This is a genomic window from Salmonella sp. SJTUF15581 (assembly GCF_043356775.1).
Taxonomy (GTDB): Bacteria; Pseudomonadota; Gammaproteobacteria; order Enterobacterales; family Enterobacteriaceae; genus Salmonella; species Salmonella enterica.
Genome location: NZ_JBEUJY010000001.1, coordinates 591,429 through 613,432, shown reverse-complemented (window position 1 = coordinate 613,432; position 22,004 = coordinate 591,429). Strand labels below are relative to the sequence as shown.

The following is a 22,004-nucleotide window of genomic DNA, read 5'->3' as shown; positions in this document are numbered from 1 at the left end:
CTTTTACCTCTTACGCCAGACGCGGGTTAACTTTATCTGCATCGATGTTGAATTTGGTGATTGCGTCAGCAACCACTTTCTTATCGATTTCGCCACGTTTAGCCAGTTCGCCCAGCGCTGCGACAACCACATAAGAAGCATCAACTTCGAAGTGGTGACGCAGGTTCTCACGGCTGTCGGAACGACCGAAGCCATCCGTACCCAGTACGCGATAGTCGTCAGCCGGTACGTAAGTACGAACCTGCTCGGCGAACAATTTCATATAGTCAGTAGATGCCACTGCCGGAGCGTCGTTCATCACCTGAGCGATGTACGGTACGCGCGGGGTTTCCAGCGGGTGCAGCATGTTCCAGCGTTCACAATCCTGGCCATCACGCGCCAGTTCGGTGAAGGAGGTCACGCTGTACACGTCAGAACCTACGCCGTAGTCGTTCGCCAGAATCTGTGCCGCTTCACGCACGTGACGCAGGATAGAACCGGAGCCCAGCAGCTGAACTTTACCTTTGCTACCTTCGAGGGTTTCGAGTTTGTAGATACCTTTACGGATACCTTCCTCGGCACCTGCTGGCATGGCCGGCATGTGGTAGTTTTCGTTCAGGGTGGTGATGTAGTAGTAAACGTTCTCTTGTTTCTCACCGTACATACGCTCCAGACCATCATGCATGATGACAGCCACTTCGTAAGCGTAAGCCGGGTCGTAAGAGATACAGTTCGGGATAGTCAGCGACTGAATGTGGCTGTGACCATCTTCGTGCTGCAGACCTTCGCCGTTCAGCGTTGTACGACCGGAAGTCCCGCCGATCAGGAAGCCGCGAGCCTGCTGGTCGCCAGCCTGCCAGCACAGGTCGCCGATACGCTGGAACCCGAACATAGAGTAGTAGATGTAGAACGGGATCATCGGCAGATCGTTGGTGCTGTAAGAGGTCGCCGCAGCCAGCCAGGATGCGCCTGCGCCCAGCTCGTTGATACCTTCCTGCAGAATCTGGCCTTTCTCGTCTTCTTTGTAGTAAGCAACCTGCTCACGGTCCTGCGGGGTGTACTGCTGGCCGTTCGGGCTGTAGATACCAATCTGACGGAACAGACCTTCCATACCGAAAGTACGCGCTTCGTCGGCGATGATCGGTACCAGGCGATCTTTGATCGACTTGTTCTTCAGCATCACGTTCAGGGCACGCACGAAAGCGATCGTAGTGGAAATCTCTTTGCTTTGCTCTTCCAGCAGCGCGCCGAAATCTGAAAGTTGAGGCAGCTCTAACTTCTCGGTGAAGTTCGGCTGACGGCTTGGCAGGTAGCCATGCAGCGCCTGACGGCGTTCATGCAGGTATTTGTGTTCTTCAGAACCTTCCGGGAAGGTAATGTACGGCAGTTTTTCGAGATCAGCATCGGCAACCGGCACGTTGAAACGATCGCGGACGTAACGCACGCCGTCCATGTTCATTTTCTTCACCTGGTGAGCGATGTTTTTGCCTTCCGCGGTGTCGCCCATGCCATAACCTTTAATGGTATGGGCCAGGATTACGGTCGCTTTGCCTTTAGTTTCCTGCGCTTTTTTCAGTGCCGCGTAAACTTTCTTCGGATCGTGACCACCACGGTTCAGCGCCCAAATCTGCTCGTCAGTCCAGTCGGCCACCAGCGCGGCGGTTTCCGGATATTTACCGAAGAAGTGCTCACGCACGTAAGCGCCGTCTTTGGATTTGAAGGTCTGGTAGTCGCCGTCAACGGTTTCGTTCATCAGTTGGATCAGTTTACCGCTGGTGTCTTTACGCAGCAGCTCATCCCAACGACCGCCCCACATGACTTTGATAACGTTCCAGCCAGCACCTGCAAAGATGCCTTCCAGTTCGTTAACAATCTTGCCGTTACCGGTGACCGGGCCGTCAAGACGCTGCAGGTTACAGTTGATAACAAAGACCAGGTTGTCCAGTTTTTCACGGGTGGCGATGGTGATCGCGCCTTTGGATTCCGGCTCGTCCATCTCGCCGTCGCCGAGGAAGGCGTAAACGGTCTGTTTAGAGGTATCTTTCAGGCCGCGGTGTTCCAGATATTTCAGGAATTTCGCCTGGTAGATAGCACCGATTGGGCCCAGACCCATAGAGACGGTCGGGAACTGCCAGAATTCCGGCATCAGTTTCGGGTGCGGATAGGAAGAGAGGCCATTGCCATGCACTTCCTGACGGAAGTTATCCATCTGTTCCTGGGTCAGACGACCTTCCAGGAACGCGCGAGCGTAGATGCCCGGAGAGATGTGGCCCTGGAAGTACACCAGATCGCCGCCATCCTGTTCGTTGCGCGCACGGAAGAAATGGTTGAAACAGACATCATAGATCGTGGCGGAAGACTGGAAGGACGCCATGTGGCCGCCCAACTCAAGGTCTTTTTTAGACGCGCGCAGCACGGTCATGATGGCGTTCCAGCGGATAGCAGAACGAATGCGACGTTCCAGCTCCAGATTGCCCGGGTATTCCGGTTCGTCTTCAACGGCAATAGTGTTGATGTAATTACTGGCCCCTGCGCCTGCCGCGACTTTCACGCCGCCTTTACGAGCTTCAGAAAGCAGTTGGTCAATCAGATACTGAGCGCGCTCAACACCTTCTTCACGGATGACCGATTCGATCGCCTGTAGCCAGTCGCGAGTTTCGATCGGATCCACGTCATTTTGGAAACGTTCTGACATGGGGGTATTCCTTATCTATCTAATACGTTGAGTTATCTGGAACCTGTCCCATTAAACTTTCGTCAGAAAGCTTAATAAGACAGGTTCTGCGTTTAGTTGCCGCGCACATTTTTGCGCGTTATTCACAACATCTTCTGGTTAACGTTCTGCCAGAAAAAACTAATTCTTGCGCTGCTCCAGACGGCGTAAAGCGCGTTCACGACGGCTCTCCTCACGGCTTCTGTCCAACATAATCTCTTCGATAAACGCCAGATGGCGGTGTGACGCTTCACGCGCTTCTTCTGGTTTTCCGGCCATAATGGCTTCAAATATACGGGTGCGATGCGTACTCACCAGCGGCAGCATCTCCCGACGCGCATACAGCAATTCGAAGTTCTGCCGCACGTTTTGCGCCAGCATCGGCTCCATACACCTTAGCAGATGAAGCAATACCACGTTGTGCGCCGCTTCGGTGACGGCGATTTGATACTGGAGCACGGCTTCGGACTCGGCATCCAGATCGCCGGACTCTTGCGCCAGCTCAATGGCATGGTGCAGCTCGCGAATACGGTCTTTATCTTCGTCGGTGCTGCGCAGCGCCGCGTAATAAGCCGCAATGCCTTCCAGCGCATGGCGCGTTTCGAGCAGGTCAAACTGGGATTCAGGGTGATCGGAGAGCAGTTCCACCAGCGGGTCGCTAAAGCTCTGCCACAGGCTGCTCTGCACGAAGGTTCCGCCGCCCTGGCGACGAAGCAACAATCCCTTCGCTTCGAGACGTTGAATCGCCTCGCGCAAGGAGGGACGGGAGACGTCGAACTGTTTTGCCAGTTCACGTTCCGGTGGGAGTTTTTCTCCGGGACGCAATGTCCCCTCAAGGATTAAAAACTCCAGCTGCTGCTCGATCACATCGGAGAGTTTTGGTTGGCGGATTTTGCTGTAGGCCATGATTTCCTGTCTTAAGCCATTTGCCCGGAGTCAATTGGTCTTACCAATTTCATGTCTGTGACGCTAAAGTAACAAAGTATTCACCTTCTGTCCATACAGGTTTTGATTGAAATCAGTAAAGGAGGCACATTTTAACAATTTTACAGAAATCATGTTTCAAAACTGTAACTGTGCACAAATGTTAAATTTACCCACCAGGAGGTAGATTTAACGTATTTTAAACGACAAAAAATCTCATCTGAACCGATTCAACAGCAGATTAAATGCATTTTTATGCATAAATAATGAATAGAAATAAATTAACCTCTGCAAGGGAAAATAAAAGGAGGTATTTACAAGTGCTTTCTTTTTACGCAACTCGTCATCACCCCTGCACAAAGCAGGTGCATTCGCGGCCACATACCATTATTCTGATCAAGACGAAAGAGTTGAAGTGACATTTAAAAAAACGAATCTGTAAATAAATTAATACAAAAAGCGGAATTGCAAACTTACACACGCACTACTGCATCGTTCAAAATAAGCGCGTTATGAATAAACCGCGCCCGATACACGAGGTTTTATGATGGACAGTCAGCAGCACGGCGAGCAGCTCAAGCGCGGCCTGAAAAACCGCCATATTCAGCTTATCGCATTGGGCGGCGCGATAGGGACAGGCTTGTTCCTGGGAAGCGCCTCCGTTATTCAGTCGGCGGGGCCAGGAATTATCCTGGGCTATGCGATTGCAGGCTTTATTGCCTTTCTGATTATGCGCCAGCTGGGAGAGATGGTGGTTGAAGAACCGGTCGCCGGCTCTTTTAGCCACTTCGCCTATAAATACTGGGGCGGCTTTGCCGGATTCGCTTCCGGCTGGAACTACTGGGTGCTGTACGTATTAGTTGCCATGGCGGAACTGACCGCAGTGGGTAAATATATCCAGTTCTGGTATCCGGAGATCCCCACCTGGGCTTCTGCGGCAGCCTTCTTTGTGATTATCAACGCCATCAACCTGACCAACGTTAAAGTGTTCGGTGAGATGGAGTTTTGGTTCGCCATTATTAAAGTGATCGCCGTCATCGCTATGATTCTGTTCGGCGCGTGGTTACTCTTTAGCGATACCGCTGGTCCGCAGGCCACCGTGCGCAACCTGTGGGAACAGGGCGGCTTTCTGCCGCATGGCTGGACCGGGCTGGTGATGATGATGGCCATTATTATGTTTTCGTTCGGCGGACTGGAGCTGGTAGGGATCACCGCCGCTGAAGCCGATAACCCGGAACAGAGCATTCCCAAAGCCACCAATCAGGTTATCTATCGCATCCTGATTTTTTATATCGGCTCGCTGGCGGTTCTGCTTTCGCTGCTGCCATGGACTCGCGTCACCGCCGATACCAGCCCGTTTGTTCTTATCTTCCATGAGCTGGGCGATACGTTTGTCGCCAATGCGCTGAATATCGTGGTTCTCACCGCCGCGCTATCGGTTTATAACAGCTGCGTTTACTGCAACAGCCGTATGCTGTTCGGTCTGGCCCAGCAGGGAAATGCGCCGAAAGCGCTGCTGAACGTCGACAAACGCGGCGTGCCGGTGAGCTCCATTTTGGTTTCCGCCGTCGTGACGGCGTTGTGCGTGCTGCTCAACTACCTGGCTCCAGAGTCCGCATTCGGACTGCTGATGGCGCTGGTGGTCTCCGCGCTGGTCATTAACTGGGCGATGATTAGCCTTGCCCATATGATGTTCCGTCGCGCGAAACAGCAGCAGGGCGTGAAAACCCGCTTCCCGGCCCTGTTTTATCCGTTCGGCAACGTTCTCTGTCTGCTGTTTATGGCGGCGGTATTGATCATTATGCTGATGACGCCAGGTATGGCGATCTCCGTGTGGCTGATTCCGGTATGGCTGCTCATCCTGGGCGTCGGCTACCTGTGTAAAGAAAAAACGGCAAAAACGGTGAAAGCCCACTGATCGTGACGTTACTTTTCCGCCCTCCCCGTCCGGGGAGGGTGTTATCTGCCTCACAGTTTCCCACGTATAACCATTTTATCCATATCAGCGGCGTGATCCTGCTACGCAAAAAAAAGCTCGCAGGCGAATAATTACCGCCATCATCTGATGGGGAGAAGTCTCAATGGATAAGGGCAGACTTTCGGTAAGAGAGAAAATCGGGTATGGCATGGGCGACGCCGGATGTAACATTATTTTTGGCGCTATCATGCTGTTTGTTAATTATTTTTATACGGATATTTTTGGTCTTGCCCCGGCGTTAGTCGGTGTTTTACTCCTTTCAGTACGCGTTATCGATGCCGTTACCGATCCGGTGATGGGCGCGCTTGCCGATCGTACCCAAAGTAAATATGGTCGTTTCCGCCCCTGGCTACTGTGGATTGCATTTCCCTACGCGCTGTTCAGCGTGCTGATGTTCACGACGCCGGACTGGGGCTATAACAGCAAAGTTGTCTATGCTTTCGTCACCTATTTTCTGCTTTCTGTGACCTACACCGCCATCAATATTCCCTATTGCTCACTGGGCGGCGTGATCACCAACGATCCAAAAGAGCGCGTGGCCTGTCAGGCTTATCGCTTCGTGTTAGTCGGCATCGCGACGCTGTTGCTATCGTTAACGCTATTGCCGATGGTGGACTGGTTTGGCGGCGGCGACAAAGCCAAAGGCTATCAGTTGGCGATGACCGTGCTGGCGATTATCGGCATGGGTATGTTTCTGTTCTGCTTTGCCAGCGTCCGCGAACGCGTTCGCCCTGCCGTTCCGACGCACGATGATATGAAGAATGATTTCAAAGACGTGTGGAAAAACGATCAGTGGGTACGCATTCTGCTATTGACCTTATGTAACGTCTGCCCGGGGTTTATCCGTATGGCGGCGACCATGTATTACGTCACCTGGGTGATGGGACAAAGCACCCATTTCGCTACGCTTTTTATTAGCCTTGGCGTGGTCGGTATGATGATCGGCAGTATGCTGGCAAAAGTCTTAACCGATCGCTGGTGTAAATTGAAGGTATTTTTCTGGACCAATATCGCGCTGGCGATTTTCTCCTGCGCGTTCTATTTCTTTGATCCGAAAGCTACCGTGATGATAGTGGCGCTCTACTTTCTGCTCAATATTCTGCATCAGATCCCTTCCCCGTTGCACTGGTCGCTGATGGCGGACGTCGATGATTACGGCGAATGGAAAACCGGCAAACGCATTACCGGTATTAGCTTCTCCGGTAATCTGTTCTTCCTGAAACTGGGCCTGGCGATTGCCGGGGCGATGGTCGGCTTTTTGCTCTCCTGGTACGGTTATGACGCCAGCGCCAAAGCGCAAAGCGCCTCGGCGATGAACGGTATTATGCTGTTGTTTACCGTTATCCCCGGCGTTGGCTATCTGATTACCGCAGGCGTGGTACGTCTGCTGAAAGTTGACCGTGAACTGATGAAAAAAATCCAGGACGATTTGGAAAAACGTCGCACTAATTACCGCGAATTGAGTGAGTTGCAGGAGCTCAAAGCCGCTGAAAGCGTAAGGAAAGCCTGATGGCAAACTGGCCAAACCCGTTTATTGAACAACGTGCCGATCCGTTTATTTTACGCGACGGCAGCGATTACTACTTTATTGCCTCCGTACCGGAATATGACAGGCTGGAAATCCGCCGGGCTGATTCGCTGGAAGGGTTGCGCGCCGCCGACCCCGTTGTCGTCTGGCGCAAACCGGAAAGCGGCCCGATGAGCCAGCTCATCTGGGCACCGGAAATGCACCGCATCAACGGCAAGTGGTACATCTATTTTGCCGCTACCCATACTCAAGCGCTTGATAAGCTGGGAATGTTCCAGCACCGCATGTTTGCCCTGGAGTGCGCCGATGCCGACCCACTCACCGGCAAGTGGACGGAGAAAGGTCAGATTAAAACACCGTTTGATACCTTCGCCCTCGATGCCACCACTTTTTATCATCAGGGAAAGCAGTGGTATCTGTGGGCGCAAAAAGCGCCGGATATTGCCGGTAACTCAAATATTTATCTGGCTGAACTGGAAAACCCGTGGACTCTTAAAGGCGAGCCGGTAAGACTCAGTAAGCCAGAGTACGACTGGGAGTGTCGGGGTTTTTGGGTTAACGAAGGTCCGGCCGTCGTGGTGCATGGCGACAAGCTGTTTATCAGCTATTCGGCCAGCGCCACCGATGAAAACTACTGTATGGGGTTACTGTGGATTAACGTAAACGACGATCCGCGCGATCCGGCCAACTGGCATAAATCACCGCGCCCGGTCTTTACCACCAGCTATGAAAATCGCCAGTATGGGCCGGGACACAACAGCTTTACGCAAACGCCGGAAGGTGAAGATGTACTGGTGTACCACGCGAGAAATTACACCGAAATTGAAGGCGATCCGTTGTACGATCCCAACCGCCATACGCGTCTGAAACGGGTGCGCTGGGACGAAAACGGGATGCCTGATTTTGGCGTGCCGCCAGCCGATACGATCTAAGCCGTTGCACTGCCCGGTGGCGCTAGCGCTTACCGGGCCTACAGATTTTTCCATTGTAGGCAGCATAAGCGTTAGCGCCATCGGCACAACGCTACACTAATGCCCCATAAATGGTGAGCAACGCAATAATCACCACCACCACAAACGAGGCCTTCTTCGCCATCGACACCGCCGCTTTGGGGGTTTCTACTTTGTCAGTATGCGGTTCGCGCGCCAGTGAGAACTGCGCCAGACGTGTGAGCACCTGATACTGCGAAGTATGCAGATCCGCCAGCGAGGCAAACCAGGCCGGCAACGCTTTCTCGCCATGCCCCAGTAATGCATACACTACGCCCGCCAGACGTACCGGAATCCAGTCCAGCACATGAAGAATAGCGTCAATGCCGGATTGCAAACGTTGGTGCGGCGTCTGATAGCGCGCCAGCCAGGTCTGCCAGGCCCGTAAAAACGCATAGCCCACCAGCGTTACCGGCCCCCATGGACCGCCAACGATAAACCAAAATAGCGGTGCGAGGTAAAAACGGAAATTTATCCATAACAACGCATTTTGCAGCTCACGCAAAAATTCACGCTCATTACAATCCGGCGGCACGCCGTGGATTAGCGTAAGCTCGCTGGCCATCGCCTCGCAAGGATGCGGATCGTTACGGGACGCCGCTTTCAGCCAGGCGTGATAATGTACTCGCACTTTGCCCGCGCCGATACACAGCACGCCCAGGAGAATCCACACCACCAGCGTCGGCACGTTAAATAGCAGCCCTTTTAGCGCCTGGAGCAGTAGAAAAGTCACCACCATCGCGATCGCCGTCATTCCCATCGTGCGCAACATCGAAAAATGCGTAATCCGACGGAATAGCGCCTCCAGCCGATGATCGAGCTGCCAGTGCTCGCCCAACTTAAACAGGCGCTCGACAATCAGCACCAGTAATGTCGTAAACAGCGTCATGTCATCTCCTTGTGCGACGAAAGGGCTACCAAAGCGCGAAAGCGCGGCCAGTCAAAGGCAGGGCCAGGGTCCGTTTTGCGGTCAGGCGCAATGTTGCAGTGTCCGGTCATATTGTCGGCGATCGCCGGATAGCAAGCGATAAGCGTGCGCGTCACGGCGGCTAGCTGCTGATACTGCGCATCGGTATAAGCCAGCGTATCCGTCCCCTCCAGCTCAATACCAATGGAGAAATCATTACAACGTTCCCGCCCCTGATAGTTTGACACGCCCGCATGCCACGCACGCTTATCAAAAGGCACATACTGGACGATTTCACCGTCGCGACGAATCAGACAATGGGCCGAAACACGAAGATGAGCGATTTCTGCAAAAAAAGGATGGGCGTCTGGATCTATCGTTCCGGTGAATAATGCATCGATCCACGGACCGCCAAACTCGCCGGGGGGCAGGCTAATGTTATGCACCACCAGCAAGGACGGTTTTTCGTCATCCGGACGGCAATCATAATGCGGAGAAGGGACGCGTCGCGCCTCTACCAACCAACCCTTATCTGGCAACATGCAGAGTCTCCTTTTGAGTGGTGCTTATAGCTGCTTCAGAGTAGCATGTTTCTACCTTATGATTCGTTAGCAATTTGGAGTTTTATCATGCCGCCTCGCCGTTATAACCCAGACGACCGACGTGACGCGCTACTGGAACGCATTAATCTCGATATCCCTGCCGCCGTTGCTCAGGCGCTGCGTGAAGATTTAGGTGGAGAAGTCGATGCTGGCAACGATATCACCGCGCAACTTTTGCCAGCAGATACGCAAGCCCATGCCACGGTGATCACTCGTGAAGACGGCGTTTTCTGCGGCAAGCGCTGGGTTGAAGAGGTCTTCATCCAACTGGCGGGCGATGATGTGCGCCTCACCTGGCATGTCGATGACGGCGACGCCATTCACGCCAACCAAACAGTGTTTGAACTGAACGGCCCGGCTCGCGTATTGCTGACCGGCGAGCGCACGGCGTTAAATTTTGTCCAGACCCTTTCCGGCGTCGCCAGTGAAGTACGCCGCTACGTTGGACTGCTGGCTGGCACCCAAACCCAGTTGCTCGACACGCGTAAAACGCTGCCGGGTCTGCGCACCGCGCTCAAATATGCGGTTTTATGCGGCGGCGGCGCCAATCATCGTCTGGGCCTCACTGACGCGTTCCTGATTAAAGAAAACCATATTATCGCCTCCGGTTCGGTTCGTCAGGCGGTGGAAAAAGCGTTCTGGCTACATCCGGACGTGCCGGTAGAAGTCGAGGTCGAAAATCTGGATGAACTGGACGATGCGCTGAAAGCAGGCGCGGATATTATCATGCTGGATAATTTCAACACCGACCAGATGCGCGAGGCGGTGAAACGCGTCAACGGCCAGGCGCGGCTGGAAGTATCCGGCAACGTCACCGCGGAAACCTTACGCGAATTTGCTGAAACCGGGGTGGATTTCATCTCCGTTGGCGCGCTGACCAAGCACGTACGCGCGCTCGATCTCTCCATGCGTTTTTGCTGATCCTCTCCGCCCGATGGCGCTGCGCCGTCGGGTCTATAAATCACCTGTCCGTAGATCCGCGTCGTGATTCGGTAAAATATTCGTAGCGCCTCGCAATAACGTTGCCGTGTAATGTAACGCAGCGAAAATCTTCAGAATCCGCCTTCCCATTTTACCTTTTGCCGCTCGCCTGCTCTTTCCTCGTTTGCCACAGTAGCGCCAGCTAACTCAAGGAGCGAACAATGGAAAAACAACGCGGTTTCACGCTTATCGAACTGATGGTCGTTATTGGCATCATCGCCATTTTAAGCGCCATTGGCATTCCGGCTTACCAGAACTATCTGCGTAAAGCGGCGCTGACGGATATGTTGCAAACGTTTGTCCCCTACCGTACCGCCGTCGAACTCTGCGCTCTGGAACATGGAGGGACGAGCACATGCGATGCGGGCGTCAACGGTATCCCCTCGCCCGTCATCACCCGTTATGTTTCGGGCATGAGCGTGGAAAAAGGCGTCATCACGCTTACCGGCCAGGAGAGTCTGAGCGGGCTTAGCGTCATCATGACGCCCGCCTGGGACAATGCTAACGGCATTACCGGCTGGACGCGTAACTGCAATATTCAAAGCGACAGCGCGTTACAACAGGCTTGTGAAGATGTCTTCCGTTTTGACGCCAACTAAGGAGACAAGATGAAAGACGCTCAGCTCAACACCTTGTGTCAACGTCATCAGGCTGTACTGATCAATAGCGCCAGCAACAGTATCACTGTTGCTGTGGTCGACGCGCCCTCTCATGCGTTACTGGACGCTCTGCATTTCGCCACGCAAAAACAGATTGATATTGTGTGCTGGACTCGCCAGCAAATGGAAAATCATCGGCATAAGCAGGATCAGGCACCCTCGGCAAACGCCGCGAAAGGCGGAGAAACCGCGGCCCAGCTTCTCAATCAGACATTACGCTCGGCGATGGCGAAACGCGCTTCTGATATCCATCTCGAACCAGGCGCCAGCCGCTACCGAATAAGACTCCGCATCGACGGCGTTCTTCATATTCTGCAGGACATCGCCAAAGAGACGGGGCTTGCGCTGACGGCCAGATTGAAAGTCCTGGGAAATTTGGACATCGCTGAACATCGGCTGCCGCAGGACGGGCAATTTACCGTTGACCTGACGGGCGACAGCATCTCTTTTCGTATCGCCACGCTTCCCTGTAAAGAAGGCGAAAAAGTCGTCTTACGGTTATTGCATCAGGTTGAACAAACGCTGGATCTGGACACGCTGGGCATGTACGGGGCACAACTTACCGCTTTTAGACAAGCCCTACAGCAACCTCAAGGGCTGGTACTGGTGACTGGCCCCACCGGTAGCGGAAAAACGGTCACGCTATACAGCGCGCTACAAACCCGGAATACGCCGGGTATCAACCTCTGTAGCGTTGAGGATCCGATAGAAATTCCACTGGATGGGATTAACCAGACGCAGGTCCATCCCCGCGCCGGGCTCACCTTTCAAAATGTGCTGCGCGCGCTTTTACGCCAGGACCCTGACATCATCATGGTAGGTGAAATTCGTGACGGCGACACCGCAGAAATCGCCATTAAGGCGGCACAAACGGGCCATCTGGTACTTTCAACGCTCCATACAAACTCCACCAGCGAAACCCTGATACGTTTGCAGCAAATGGGCGTAGCACGCTGGATGATCTCATCGGCGCTTACGCTGGTGGTAGCGCAACGCCTGGTAAGGAAGCTTTGCCCGCACTGCAAACAGCGTCTGAGCGATCCCGTGGTGCTATCGCCCAATCTTTGGCCCAGCGCGCTACCGCGCTGGCAGGCAAACGGCTGCCAGCATTGCTACCACGGCTTTTATGGCCGAACCGCGTTATTCGAAGTGTTAACCGTTACCCCGGCATTACGTCAGTTAATTGCGAGCGGCGCATCGGCGCAAGCACTGGAAGCCCACCTCCAACAGACCGGTACAGGGACGCTTTTTGAAAATGGCTGTCGCGCCGTTGAGCAAGGCATGACGTCCTTTGAAGAGATACTGCGCGTTCTGGGAATGCCCCATGAGCGTTAAACAGCTCTGGCGCTGGCAAGGCGTTAACGATAAAGGTCAACTGGAACAAGACGTTGTATGGGTGGACAATCGTCTGGCGCTGATCATCACCCTGCAACATCAGCGCATTATGCCGCTTCGCATCAAGCGCATGGGCGTTAACGCCGCACTGTGGAAAGAAGAGCAAAGCGCTGAAATTATTCATCAGTTGGCCACGCTCATTCATGCCGGACTGACGCTTTCTGAAGGGCTGGAACTCCTTGCGCAACAGCATCCACACCGACAATGGCAAGCGCTGTTGCGCACGCTGGCTCACGAGCTTGAACAGGGCGTCCCTTTTTCCAGCGCATTAGTCTCCTGGCCGCAGGTATTTCCGCCGCTCTACCAGACGATGATCCGCACCGGAGAACTGACCGGCAAACTGGCCGAATGCTGCTTTGAACTGGCCCGTCAGCAAAAAGCGCAACGGCAGATTACGGTTAGCGTGAAAAAGGCGCTACGCTATCCCGCCATTATTCTGACAATGGCCGCCCTGGTCGTTTTCGCCATGCTGCACTTTGTCCTGCCGGAATTTGCCGCCATTTACCGTAGCTTCAATACCCCGCTCCCTCTTCTGACGCGCGGTATTATCGCGATAGCGCAATGGGGGTCGACATGGGGTTGGCTCATCTTGTTCCTGACGATGCTCATTGCTATCGCTCACCGCAGGGTAAAACAAAAACCGTCCTGGCAAGCGCAGCGGCAGCGTCTTCTGCTACGGCTTCCCGTTATGGGTCGCCTGATAAGAGGCCAGAAACTAGCGCAAATATTCACCGTACTGGCATTAACCCAAAGCGCAGGCATTCCTTTTCTTCAGGGACTGGAAAGCGCTATCGAGAGTCTCGGCTGCCCTTACTGGTCACAGCGTTTAACGCAGGTACATCAGGAGATCGCCGCGGGCAATCCGGTCTGGTTGGCGCTAAAAAATACCCAGGAATTTAGTCCGCTATGCCTGCAACTGGTCAGAACGGGCGAAGCGTCCGGTTCACTCGATATCATGCTGCATAACCTTGCCCGTCACCACAGTGAAACTACGCTGGCGCTGGCCGATAATCTGGCGTCGCTGTTGGAACCGGCGTTATTGATCATCACCGGTTTAATTATCGGTACGCTGGTGGTGGCGATGTATTTGCCGATTTTTCATCTGGGAGACGCGATGAGCGGGATGGGATAAGGCTGGCGCACATTTACGCCAGCCAGAATATTAGAGGCTATTGAAAATGCGGTTTTCTTGTTCCTGCACCCGAATAAAGGTGGTGCGTTTGGTCAACTCTTTCAGGCGAGACGCGCCGACATAAGTGCAGGCTGAGCGTAGGCCGCCCAGGATATCGCGGGCGGTATTGCCCACCGGCCCACGCAGCGGCAATTTAACCGTTTTACCTTCTGCCGCGCGGTATTTCGCAACGCCGCCGACATGACGGTTCATCGCAGATTCCGAACTCATGCCGTAGAACAGCATAAATTTCTCGCCGTTCTCTTCTACCACGCTGCCGCCGCTCTCTTCGTGCCCCGCCAGCATGCCGCCCAACATAACGAAATCCGCGCCGCCGCCAAAGGCTTTTGCTACGTCGCCTGGCATGGTGCAGCCGCCATCGCTGACGATCATGCCGCCCAGGCCATGCGCCGCGTCAGCGCATTCGATAACCGCCGACAGTTGCGGATAACCAACGCCGGTTTTTACACGCGTCGTGCATACGGAGCCAGGACCAATTCCCACTTTCACGATATCGGCGCCGGAGAGGATAAGCTCTTCGCACATCTCGCCCGTTACCACATTGCCTGCGCAGATTGTTTTTGTCGGCCATGCTTCACGTGCTTTCGCGACGAACTGCACAAAATGTTCTGAATAGCCATTGGCCACATCAATACAGACAAAGTTCAGCGCAGGATTCAGCGCCAGAATCTGCACGGTTTTTTCGAAATCAGCATCAGAGGTCCCGGTGGAAACCATCACATGCTTGAGAACATCAGCCGAAGCCGTGTTGATAAAAGCTGCCCACTCTTCAACGGTATAATGTTTATGTACAGCAGTCAGAATATCAAACCCGGCCAATGCTTGCGCCATTTCAAACGTCCCGACGGTATCCATATTGGCCGCAATAATCGGTACGCCAGACCAGGTCTGACCTGAGTGTTTAAAGGTGAATTGACGTTCCAGTTCGACATCGGAACGGCTTTTGAGGGTAGAACGTTTAGGACGGATAAGAACGTCTTTGAAACCTAACTTCAGATCTTCTTCAATACGCATGTGCGGATTCCTGGGGTTAATGGCGAAAAATCGAAACTCACAACTCCAGTGACGTTATCATACGCACTAATCATGGCCGTACAAGACTGCGAAATTCTCTTTTTTTACGTTACAATCCCATAAATTTACCTGGCGAATAGTAGGTTAATGCTCAGAGCGTATCGTCTTTGCATGCTTGAAATTTAACCTTTTGATTGTCAAACTAAAATTCCGGAAGCTGGAGATATGAGGTATACCGTAGCCTTAACCGGCGGTATTGGCAGCGGTAAAAGTACCGTCGCTGATGCCTTCGCTGACCTCGGAATAACCGTCATCGACGCGGATATTATCGCGCGCCAGATGGTTGAGCCAGGGCAGCCCGCCCTGAACGCAATAGCGGAACATTTTGGTTCTGAACTTATCGCCGCCGACGGCACGTTACGTCGCCGGGCGCTGCGTGAGCGTATTTTTTCGCATCCGGAAGAAAAAGCCTGGCTTAACGCTCTGCTTCATCCCTTAATTCAGCAGGAAACCCAACGACAGTTTCAACAGGCTACGTCGCCCTATGTGTTATGGGTTGTGCCTCTGCTGGTTGAAAACAGGCTGTATCAAAAAGCCAACCGCGTACTGGTGGTTGACGTGACGCCCGAAACGCAGCTCATACGCACAATGCAGCGTGATGATGTTAGGCGCGAGCATGTTGAACACATTCTCGCTGCGCAGGCGACGCGTGAAGCGCGCCTTGCCGTGGCGGACGATGTTATTGATAATAACGGCGCACCGGATGCTATCGCATCAGATGTGGCCCGCCTGCACGCCAGTTATCTTAAGCTCGCGTCGCAGTTTGTCTCACAGGAAAAACCGTAATGCACACCCAGGTCCTATTTGAACACCCTCTCAATGAGAAGATGCGTACGTGGCTGCGCATAGAGTTTTTGATCCAACAGCTTTCCATCAACCTGCCAATTGCAGACCATGCTGGCGCACTGCATTTTTTCCGTAACATCAGCGATCTACTGGATGTGTTCGAACGGGGCGAAGTCCGTACCGAACTGCTGAAAGAACTGGAGCGCCAGCAGCGTAAATTACAGGCCTGGGTTGAGGTTCCCGGCGTCGATCAAGACCGTATTGAAGCCCTGCGCCAGCAGTTAAAATCCGCGGGCAGCGTGCTGATCTCCGCCCCGAGGATTGGCCAGCAGCTACGCGAAGATCGCTTGATTGCCCTTGTGCGTCAACGCTTAAGTATTCCTGGCGGCTGTTGCAGTTTCGATTTACCCACTCTGCATATCTGGTTGCACCTACAACAGGCGCAGCGCGACGCCCAGATTGAAAGCTGGCTTGCCAGCCTGAATCCCCTCACCCAGGCGCTGACGCTGGTGCTTGATCTGATCCGTAATTCAGCGCCTTTCCGTAAGCAAACCAGTCTGAACGGTTTTTATCAGGATAACGGGGACGACGCCGATTTGCTGCGTCTTATGCTGACGCTCGATTCACAACTTTATCCGCAAATTTCCGGCCATAAGAGCCGTTTTGCCATTCGCTTTATGCCGCTGGATAGTGAAAATGGTCTGGTGCCGGAGCGTCTTGATTTTGAACTGGCCTGTTGCTAAGGAGTAAAAATGTCTGACGTGACCGTCGTAAACTGTCCGACCTGCGGTAAACCGGTCGTCTGGGGGGAAATTAGCCCCTTCCGCCCATTTTGTTCTAAACGCTGTCAGTTAATTGATTTGGGCGAATGGGCCGCCGAAGAGAAACGAATCGCCAGCAGCGGCGACCAGTCTGATAGCGACGACTGGAGCGAAGAGCGCTAACAGTGATGGCTCTGTTGAGACGGCAATATCGCCTTATGACAAAAATAATCAATAAATACGCGTAGTTTTGGTGCCATATGCGCGCGGCCGGGATAATACAAATAAAACCGGTCCGCCGCAGGCAGCCACTCGTCAAGTACGGAACACAACCGCCCATCCTGTAAGTCTTCGTGGACATCCTGTTCAAAAACATAGGTTAGCCCTGCCCCATCACGCGCGGCGGAGAGACGCAACGCTTTATCATTCACCATTAACGCGGCTTCCGGCGTAATTTCCAGCCGTTGCGCTCCGTGAACAAACTCCCACCGATATAGCCCGCTCTCACGCGTAAAACGATGGCAAAGGCAGCGGTGATTGATGAGTTCCTGAGGGTGCAGCGGCGTGCCAAAACGCGCAAGGTATGCAGGGGATGCTACGATCGCCGGGCGTAAAACATCACCGAGCGGAACGACATTCATATCAAGTTGTACCGCATCGCCAAAGCGAATACCGGCATCAAAGCGTTCGTTAATTAAATCCACAAAACCGTCATTCACATCGATATCCAGCCGAATATCGGGATAATCGCGCATGAAACCGGCGAGATTAGGTTGTAACAAAAGCGTAGCCGCCGTGCGCGGTACGGTCAGGCGTAATGTCCCTCCGGGTATATCGCGGCTCTGGCGGGCATGTTCCATCGCCTCATCAATATGGTTCAATGCGGGCCTGATACTGACAAGAAAGGCATGTCCTGCTTCTGTCAAACCGACACGCCGGGTGGTTCGGTTCAACAATTTCACGCCAAGTTCATCCTCCAGTTGACGCATATTCTGACTTAACGCCGACGTGGAAATATGTAACTGCGCCGCTGCCCGCGTGAAGCTATGGTTTTCAGCAATCATGCAAAAAGCATGCAATATGGACATCACATCATGACGCATTATTAAGCCAGCCTTCATAAACCATGCTTATTCCCCCTATTTTTCATGTTATACGCCAAGTATAGACTACCTGCCATGCACAAAATATCCTCATGGAGGCAGTATGCAATATCGTACATTAGGCGCAAACGGACCGCGAGTGTCAGCCATCGGACTGGGATGTATGGGCATGAGCGCATTTTACGGCGCTCATGACGACAGCACCTCAATTAAGACGCTACATTATGCGTTAGATCAGGGGGTAACACTGCTCGATACCGCAGATATGTATGGCCCTTATACCAATGAAAGGTTAGTCGGAAGAGCCATCGCCGATCGTCGCGATCGGGTATTTTTAGCGACGAAATTTGGTATCGTTCTCGACCCTGCTAACCCTATGGCGCGTGGCGTCAATGGCAGACCGGAGTACGTTCGCCGTAGTTGTGAGCAAAGCCTGCAACGCCTGGGGGTCGATCATATCGATCTGTACTATCAACATCGCGTTGATCCATCAGTTCCCATAGAAGAGACTGTCGGTGCAATGGCGGACCTGGTGCGCGAGGGAAAAGTGCGTTATCTCGGGCTATCCGAAGCATCAACGCAAACGCTGGAACGCGCCCATAACGTTCACCCTATTACCGCGCTGCAAAGTGAGTATTCGCTTTGGTCCCGCGAAGCGGAAATTTCAGCACTTTCCACCTGTGAACGGTTGGGTATAGGATTCGTCGCTTACAGCCCGCTGGGACGCGGATTTCTGACCGGTACGATTAAAACGCCAGAAGATTTTGCTGCGAATGACTTCCGTCGCACAAATCCCAGGTTCATGGGTGAGAACTTCTCGCACAATTTACGTCTGGCTGAAGCAATAAAACAAATGGCACGCGAAAAAGAGTGTACCCCCGCACAATTAGCGCTGGCCTGGCTGCTGGCCCGCAACAGGCACCTCGTTCCCATTCCCGGCACCCGCCACTGCGCCAGGGTGGATGAAAACCTCGGCGCGTTATCACTGACCCTAAGCCCGCAGGAGCTGGCGGCAATTGAGACGGTTTTTCCTCACGACGCCGCGGCCGGCCCCCGCTACTGGCCGGAAATTATGTCGACATTAAATCGCTAATAAGATCGATGGGGATCGTGTTGCGATCCCCCACTAAGGAGCAAATTGGCGTAATTTACGAATAATCGGTTCATTGGCCGGCGGAAAATCGTCCGTATTCAACGCGTTCTGCGCGATCCACCGTCCCGGCTGCCCTTCTTTCCCCCACGGTTCGCCCTCCCAGCGTTCAACCAGCCAAAACCACAGCGTAATGTGTCTATCCGGGAATTGATATTCCAGAGTGTCGAATAATGTCACCTGTGTTGGCGTAATCCCCACCTCTTCCTGTAGCTCCCGGATCAACGCCTGCTCTGGTGTTTCGTCGGCTTCAATTTTTCCGCCCGGAAATTCCAGCTTGTTCGCCATATGCGCATCAGCGGCGCGTCGGGTAATAAAAATTTCGTCGTTCGGGTTGCGGATAATCCCAACCGCGATTTGCAGTTTTTTCATCTTGTTGCATCCATAAAAAAGGCGCAGTCGCCTGCGCCTTTTTATCTGTGTTCAATGCCAGGCCGAATAAGCGTAGCGCCCTTCGGCAATAATGCCAGCACCGACCTGATGGCAACACATTATGTCTTATCAGGCCGGTAAGTTTATCGCATTAGCTCAGGCGACCGTGACACTGTTTGTATTTCTTACCGGAACCACAAGGGCAAGGATCGTTACGTCCAATCTTACGTTCTCCTGTTTGGGCGGCCAGATCGGCAGCCACGGCGGCATCGTCATCCTGATGGCTTAGCTGCTGCATCTGCGCCAGGCGCTCCGCCTCTTCGCGACGCTGCATTTCCATCGCTTCGACCTCTTCCGGCATACGTACCTGGACTTTGCTCAGGGTACTGATCACTTCATATTTCAGCGATTCCAGCATCGCGGCGAACATAGCGAAGGATTCGCGCTTGTATTCCTGCTTCGGATCTTTTTGCGCATAGCCGCGCAGATGAATACCCTGACGCAGGTAATCCATCGCCGCCAGATGCTCTTTCCACAGGGAATCGAGCGTTTGCAGCATCACGCCTTTTTCGAAATGACGCATCATTTCAGCGCCAACCACCTCTTCTTTACGCTGATACACCTCGATGGACTGCGCCAGGATGCGCTCACGCAGCGTCTCCTCATGCAGCTCCGGCTCTTTATCCAGCCATTCGGCAATCGGCATCTCCAGGTCGAAGTCGTTTTTCAGGCGTTCCTGCAAACCCGGGATATCCCACATCTCTTCCAGCGACTGCGGCGGAATGTAGGCGTCGATAGTCGCCTTAAAGACATCTTCGCGAATGCTGTTAATGGTGTCGCTCACGTCAGACACATCCAGCAGTTCGTTACGCTGGGTATAAATTGCACGGCGCTGATCGTTCGCCACATCATCATATTCCAGCAGTTGCTTACGAATATCGAAGTTACGGCTTTCTACTTTACGCTGCGCGTTAGCGATAGCTTTCGTCACCCACGGGTGCTCAATCGCTTCGCCCGGCTTCATCCCCAGTTTACGCATCATACCGGAGACACGATCGGAGGCGAAAATACGCATCAGCGCATCTTCCATCGACAGGTAGAAACGGGAAGAACCCGGATCGCCCTGGCGACCGGAACGGCCACGCAGCTGGTTGTCGATACGGCGGGATTCATGGCGCTCGGTGCCAATGATATGCAGACCGCCGGCAGCCAGAACCGCGTCATGGCGTACCTGCCAGTCCGCTTTAATCTGCGCAATCTGTTCTTCCGTCGGCGCTTCCAGCGCGGCGACTTCCGCCTGCCAGCTACCGCCCAGCATAATATCGGTACCACGACCCGCCATGTTAGTAGCGATAGTGACCGCCGCTGGATAACCAGCCTGCGCAACGATGCCTGCTTCGTTGGCGTGGAATTTTGCGTTCAGTACGTTATGTTTGATGCCCGCTTTGGTCAGCTCTCTGGAGACCACTTCAGATTTCTCGATAGAAATCGTCCCGACCAGCACTGGCTGACCGTTCGCGGTACGCTCTTTAATATCTTCGATAATGGCCTGGATTTTTTCCGCTTCGGTCATGTAGACCAGATCCGGCAAATCTTTACGGATCATCGGACGGTTGGTCGGAACAACGACGGTGTCCAGCTTATAGATAGAGCTAAATTCGAAGGCTTCAGTATCCGCCGTACCGGTCATACCGGCCAGCTTTTCATACAGACGGAAGTAGTTCTGGAAGGTAATAGACGCCAGCGTCTGGTTTTCATTCTGAATTTCAACGCCTTCTTTCGCTTCTACCGCCTGGTGCAGACCGTCAGACCAGCGACGCCCCTGCATGGTACGACCGGTATGTTCATCAACAATGATGACTTCGCCGTCTTTCACAATGTAATCCACGTCACGGGTAAACAGCGCGTGCGCGCGCAGCGCGGCGGTGACGTGATGCATCAACATAATATTGCCAGGCGAGTAGAGCGACTCGCCTTCATCCATAATGCCTTCTTGCACCAGTAGCTCTTCGATCAGCACCAGACCGCGTTCGGTCAGGTTAACCTGGCGCGCTTTCTCATCAACGGAGAAGTGGCCTTCGCCCTGGAAAGTGTCAGAATCTTCTTTCTCCTGACGAATCAGGTGCGGAATGATTTTGTTCACTTTTTTGTACATTTCCGAGCTATCTTCCGCCGGGCCGGAAATAATCAGCGGCGTACGCGCTTCATCGATCAGGATGGAGTCAACCTCATCCACCAGCGCATAATGCAGTTTACGCTGCACGCGCTCTTCCGGGCTGAACGCCATGTTGTCGCGCAGGTAGTCAAAACCGTATTCGTTGTTAGTGCCGTAAGTGATGTCGGCAGCGTAAGCTTCACGTTTAGCTGGCGCAGGCATACCTGGCAGGTTGATACCAACGGACATACCGAGGAATTCGAATAGCGGACGGTTGTTTTCGGCGTCACGCTGCGCCAGATAGTCGTTCACGGTTACCACATGAACGCCTTTGCCGGACAGCGCGTTCAGGTAGGCTGGCAGCGTTGCGGTCAGCGTTTTACCTTCACCAGTACGCATTTCGGCGATACAGCGATCGTTGAGCACCATACCACCCAATAGCTGAACGTCGAAGTGACGCATCCCAAAGACGCGTTTACTGGCTTCACGCACCACCGCGAACGCTTCCGGAATCAGGCTCTCTACGCTTTCGCCTTTTTCAATACGGGCGCGAAATTCGTTGGTTTTCGCTTTCAGTTCGTCATCGGAGAGTTTTTCCATCTCCGGTTCCATCGCATTAATAAGGCTGACGGCCTTACGCATACGACGCAGCGTACGATCGTTACGGCTACCGAATACTTTGGTTAATAATTTGATTAGCATAATAAAGTCTCAAATGCCCCGCGCCGCGGAGCTACAAATAAAGTAAAAGGGTCT

General features: G+C 53.4%; 19 protein-coding genes. 11 read left to right on the top strand and 8 right to left on the bottom strand.

Annotated elements, in window-relative coordinates; all coding sequences use genetic code 11:
• Positions 1-10: 10 nt before the first annotated feature.
• Both aceE and pdhR read right to left on the bottom strand, forming a co-directional pair.
• On the bottom strand, positions 11-2,674 hold the full coding sequence (gene aceE, locus ABVN36_RS02900) for a pyruvate dehydrogenase (acetyl-transferring), homodimeric type (protein WP_000003853.1): 2,664 nt from the start codon (positions 2,672-2,674) through the stop codon (positions 11-13).
• 159 nt (positions 2,675-2,833) lie between these two features.
• Positions 2,834-3,598, bottom strand: a complete 765-nt coding sequence (gene pdhR, locus ABVN36_RS02895) for a pyruvate dehydrogenase complex transcriptional repressor PdhR (RefSeq protein WP_000331771.1) — start codon at positions 3,596-3,598, stop codon at positions 2,834-2,836.
• 562 nt (positions 3,599-4,160) lie between these two features.
• Here pdhR and aroP point away from each other — a divergent pair.
• The 3 genes from aroP (at position 4,161) to ABVN36_RS02880 (ending at position 8,054) form a co-directional block, all read left to right on the top strand.
• Positions 4,161-5,534: an aromatic amino acid transporter AroP gene (gene aroP / locus ABVN36_RS02890; RefSeq protein WP_000969487.1), complete on the top strand. Its 1,374-nt coding sequence runs from the start codon at positions 4,161-4,163 to the stop codon at positions 5,532-5,534.
• Between the two features lie 163 nt (positions 5,535-5,697).
• Positions 5,698-7,104, top strand: coding sequence for a glycoside-pentoside-hexuronide (GPH):cation symporter (locus ABVN36_RS02885; protein ID WP_000357539.1), 1,407 nt, complete (start codon positions 5,698-5,700; stop codon positions 7,102-7,104).
• Positions 7,104-8,054 carry a family 43 glycosylhydrolase gene (locus ABVN36_RS02880; protein WP_000024771.1) on the top strand — a complete coding sequence of 317 codons (951 nt, stop codon included), beginning with the start codon at positions 7,104-7,106 and terminating at the stop codon, positions 8,052-8,054. The genes ABVN36_RS02885 and ABVN36_RS02880 overlap by 1 nt, the downstream gene beginning before the upstream one ends.
• A gap of 91 nt (positions 8,055-8,145) precedes the next feature.
• Here ABVN36_RS02880 and ampE read toward each other — a convergent pair whose 3' ends face one another.
• Together ampE and ampD are read right to left on the bottom strand one after the other, a co-directional pair.
• On the bottom strand, positions 8,146-9,000 hold the full coding sequence (ampE, locus tag ABVN36_RS02875) for a beta-lactamase regulator AmpE (protein WP_000172039.1): 855 nt from the start codon (positions 8,998-9,000) through the stop codon (positions 8,146-8,148).
• A complete protein-coding gene (ampD, locus tag ABVN36_RS02870) occupies positions 8,997-9,560 on the bottom strand; it encodes a 1,6-anhydro-N-acetylmuramyl-L-alanine amidase AmpD (RefSeq protein ID WP_000936326.1) in 564 nt (187 codons plus the stop codon). Before ampD ends, ampE begins: the two co-directional genes overlap by 4 nt.
• An 87-nt stretch (positions 9,561-9,647) precedes the next feature.
• Between ampD and nadC the strand changes: the two genes are divergently transcribed.
• From nadC to hofC, 4 genes are all read left to right on the top strand, one after another.
• A complete protein-coding gene (gene nadC / locus ABVN36_RS02865) occupies positions 9,648-10,541 on the top strand; it encodes a carboxylating nicotinate-nucleotide diphosphorylase (RefSeq protein WP_001135135.1) in 894 nt (297 codons plus the stop codon).
• Positions 10,542-10,762: 221 nt separating this feature from the next.
• Positions 10,763-11,200, top strand: coding sequence for a prepilin peptidase-dependent pilin (gene ppdD / locus ABVN36_RS02860; RefSeq protein ID WP_000414989.1), 438 nt, complete (start codon positions 10,763-10,765; stop codon positions 11,198-11,200).
• A gap of 9 nt (positions 11,201-11,209) precedes the next feature.
• Entirely contained in the window at positions 11,210-12,595 is a 1,386-nt protein-coding gene (gene gspE, locus ABVN36_RS02855; RefSeq protein WP_023138994.1) for a type II secretion system protein GspE, read from the top strand.
• Complete coding sequence (gene hofC, locus ABVN36_RS02850) at positions 12,585-13,787, top strand: protein transport protein HofC (RefSeq protein WP_023138995.1); 1,203 nt, start codon at positions 12,585-12,587, stop codon at positions 13,785-13,787. Before gspE ends, hofC begins: the two co-directional genes overlap by 11 nt.
• A gap of 30 nt (positions 13,788-13,817) precedes the next feature.
• Here hofC and ABVN36_RS02845 read toward each other — a convergent pair whose 3' ends face one another.
• A complete protein-coding gene (locus tag ABVN36_RS02845) occupies positions 13,818-14,861 on the bottom strand; it encodes a GMP reductase (RefSeq protein ID WP_001217365.1) in 1,044 nt (347 codons plus the stop codon).
• Between the two features lie 225 nt (positions 14,862-15,086).
• On the opposite strand from ABVN36_RS02845, the gene coaE reads away from it, so the two are divergent.
• From coaE to yacG, 3 genes are read left to right on the top strand one after another with little or no spacing between them, the layout of a single operon-like run.
• The gene (gene coaE / locus ABVN36_RS02840) at positions 15,087-15,707 is read left to right on the top strand and encodes a dephospho-CoA kinase (RefSeq protein WP_023138996.1); all 621 of its coding nucleotides are present in this window, start codon (positions 15,087-15,089) and stop codon (positions 15,705-15,707) included.
• Complete coding sequence (gene zapD / locus ABVN36_RS02835) at positions 15,707-16,450, top strand: cell division protein ZapD (RefSeq protein ID WP_000557441.1); 744 nt, start codon at positions 15,707-15,709, stop codon at positions 16,448-16,450. Before coaE ends, zapD begins: the two co-directional genes overlap by 1 nt.
• Before the next feature lie 9 nt (positions 16,451-16,459).
• Positions 16,460-16,651, top strand: a complete 192-nt coding sequence (yacG, locus tag ABVN36_RS02830) for a DNA gyrase inhibitor YacG (RefSeq protein WP_001286419.1) — start codon at positions 16,460-16,462, stop codon at positions 16,649-16,651.
• Here yacG and ABVN36_RS02825 read toward each other — a convergent pair.
• Positions 16,648-17,589 carry a LysR family transcriptional regulator gene (locus ABVN36_RS02825; RefSeq protein WP_023138997.1) on the bottom strand — a complete coding sequence of 314 codons (942 nt, stop codon included), beginning with the start codon at positions 17,587-17,589 and terminating at the stop codon, positions 16,648-16,650. The genes yacG and ABVN36_RS02825 overlap by 4 nt on opposite strands.
• 85 nt (positions 17,590-17,674) lie before the next feature.
• Here ABVN36_RS02825 and ABVN36_RS02820 point away from each other — a divergent pair, with 85 nt between their 5' ends.
• Positions 17,675-18,664 (top strand): aldo/keto reductase, encoded by a 990-nt coding sequence (locus ABVN36_RS02820; protein ID WP_023138998.1) that lies wholly within the window; start codon positions 17,675-17,677, stop codon positions 18,662-18,664.
• Between the two features lie 33 nt (positions 18,665-18,697).
• On the opposite strand, the gene mutT is transcribed toward ABVN36_RS02820, so the two are convergent.
• Both mutT and secA read right to left on the bottom strand, forming a co-directional pair.
• Entirely contained in the window at positions 18,698-19,093 is a 396-nt protein-coding gene (gene mutT, locus ABVN36_RS02815; protein WP_000736058.1) for an 8-oxo-dGTP diphosphatase MutT, read from the bottom strand.
• 151 nt (positions 19,094-19,244) lie between these two features.
• Positions 19,245-21,950 carry a preprotein translocase subunit SecA gene (gene secA, locus ABVN36_RS02810; RefSeq protein ID WP_000905756.1) on the bottom strand — a complete coding sequence of 902 codons (2,706 nt, stop codon included), beginning with the start codon at positions 21,948-21,950 and terminating at the stop codon, positions 19,245-19,247.
• Positions 21,951-22,004 lie beyond the last annotated feature (54 nt).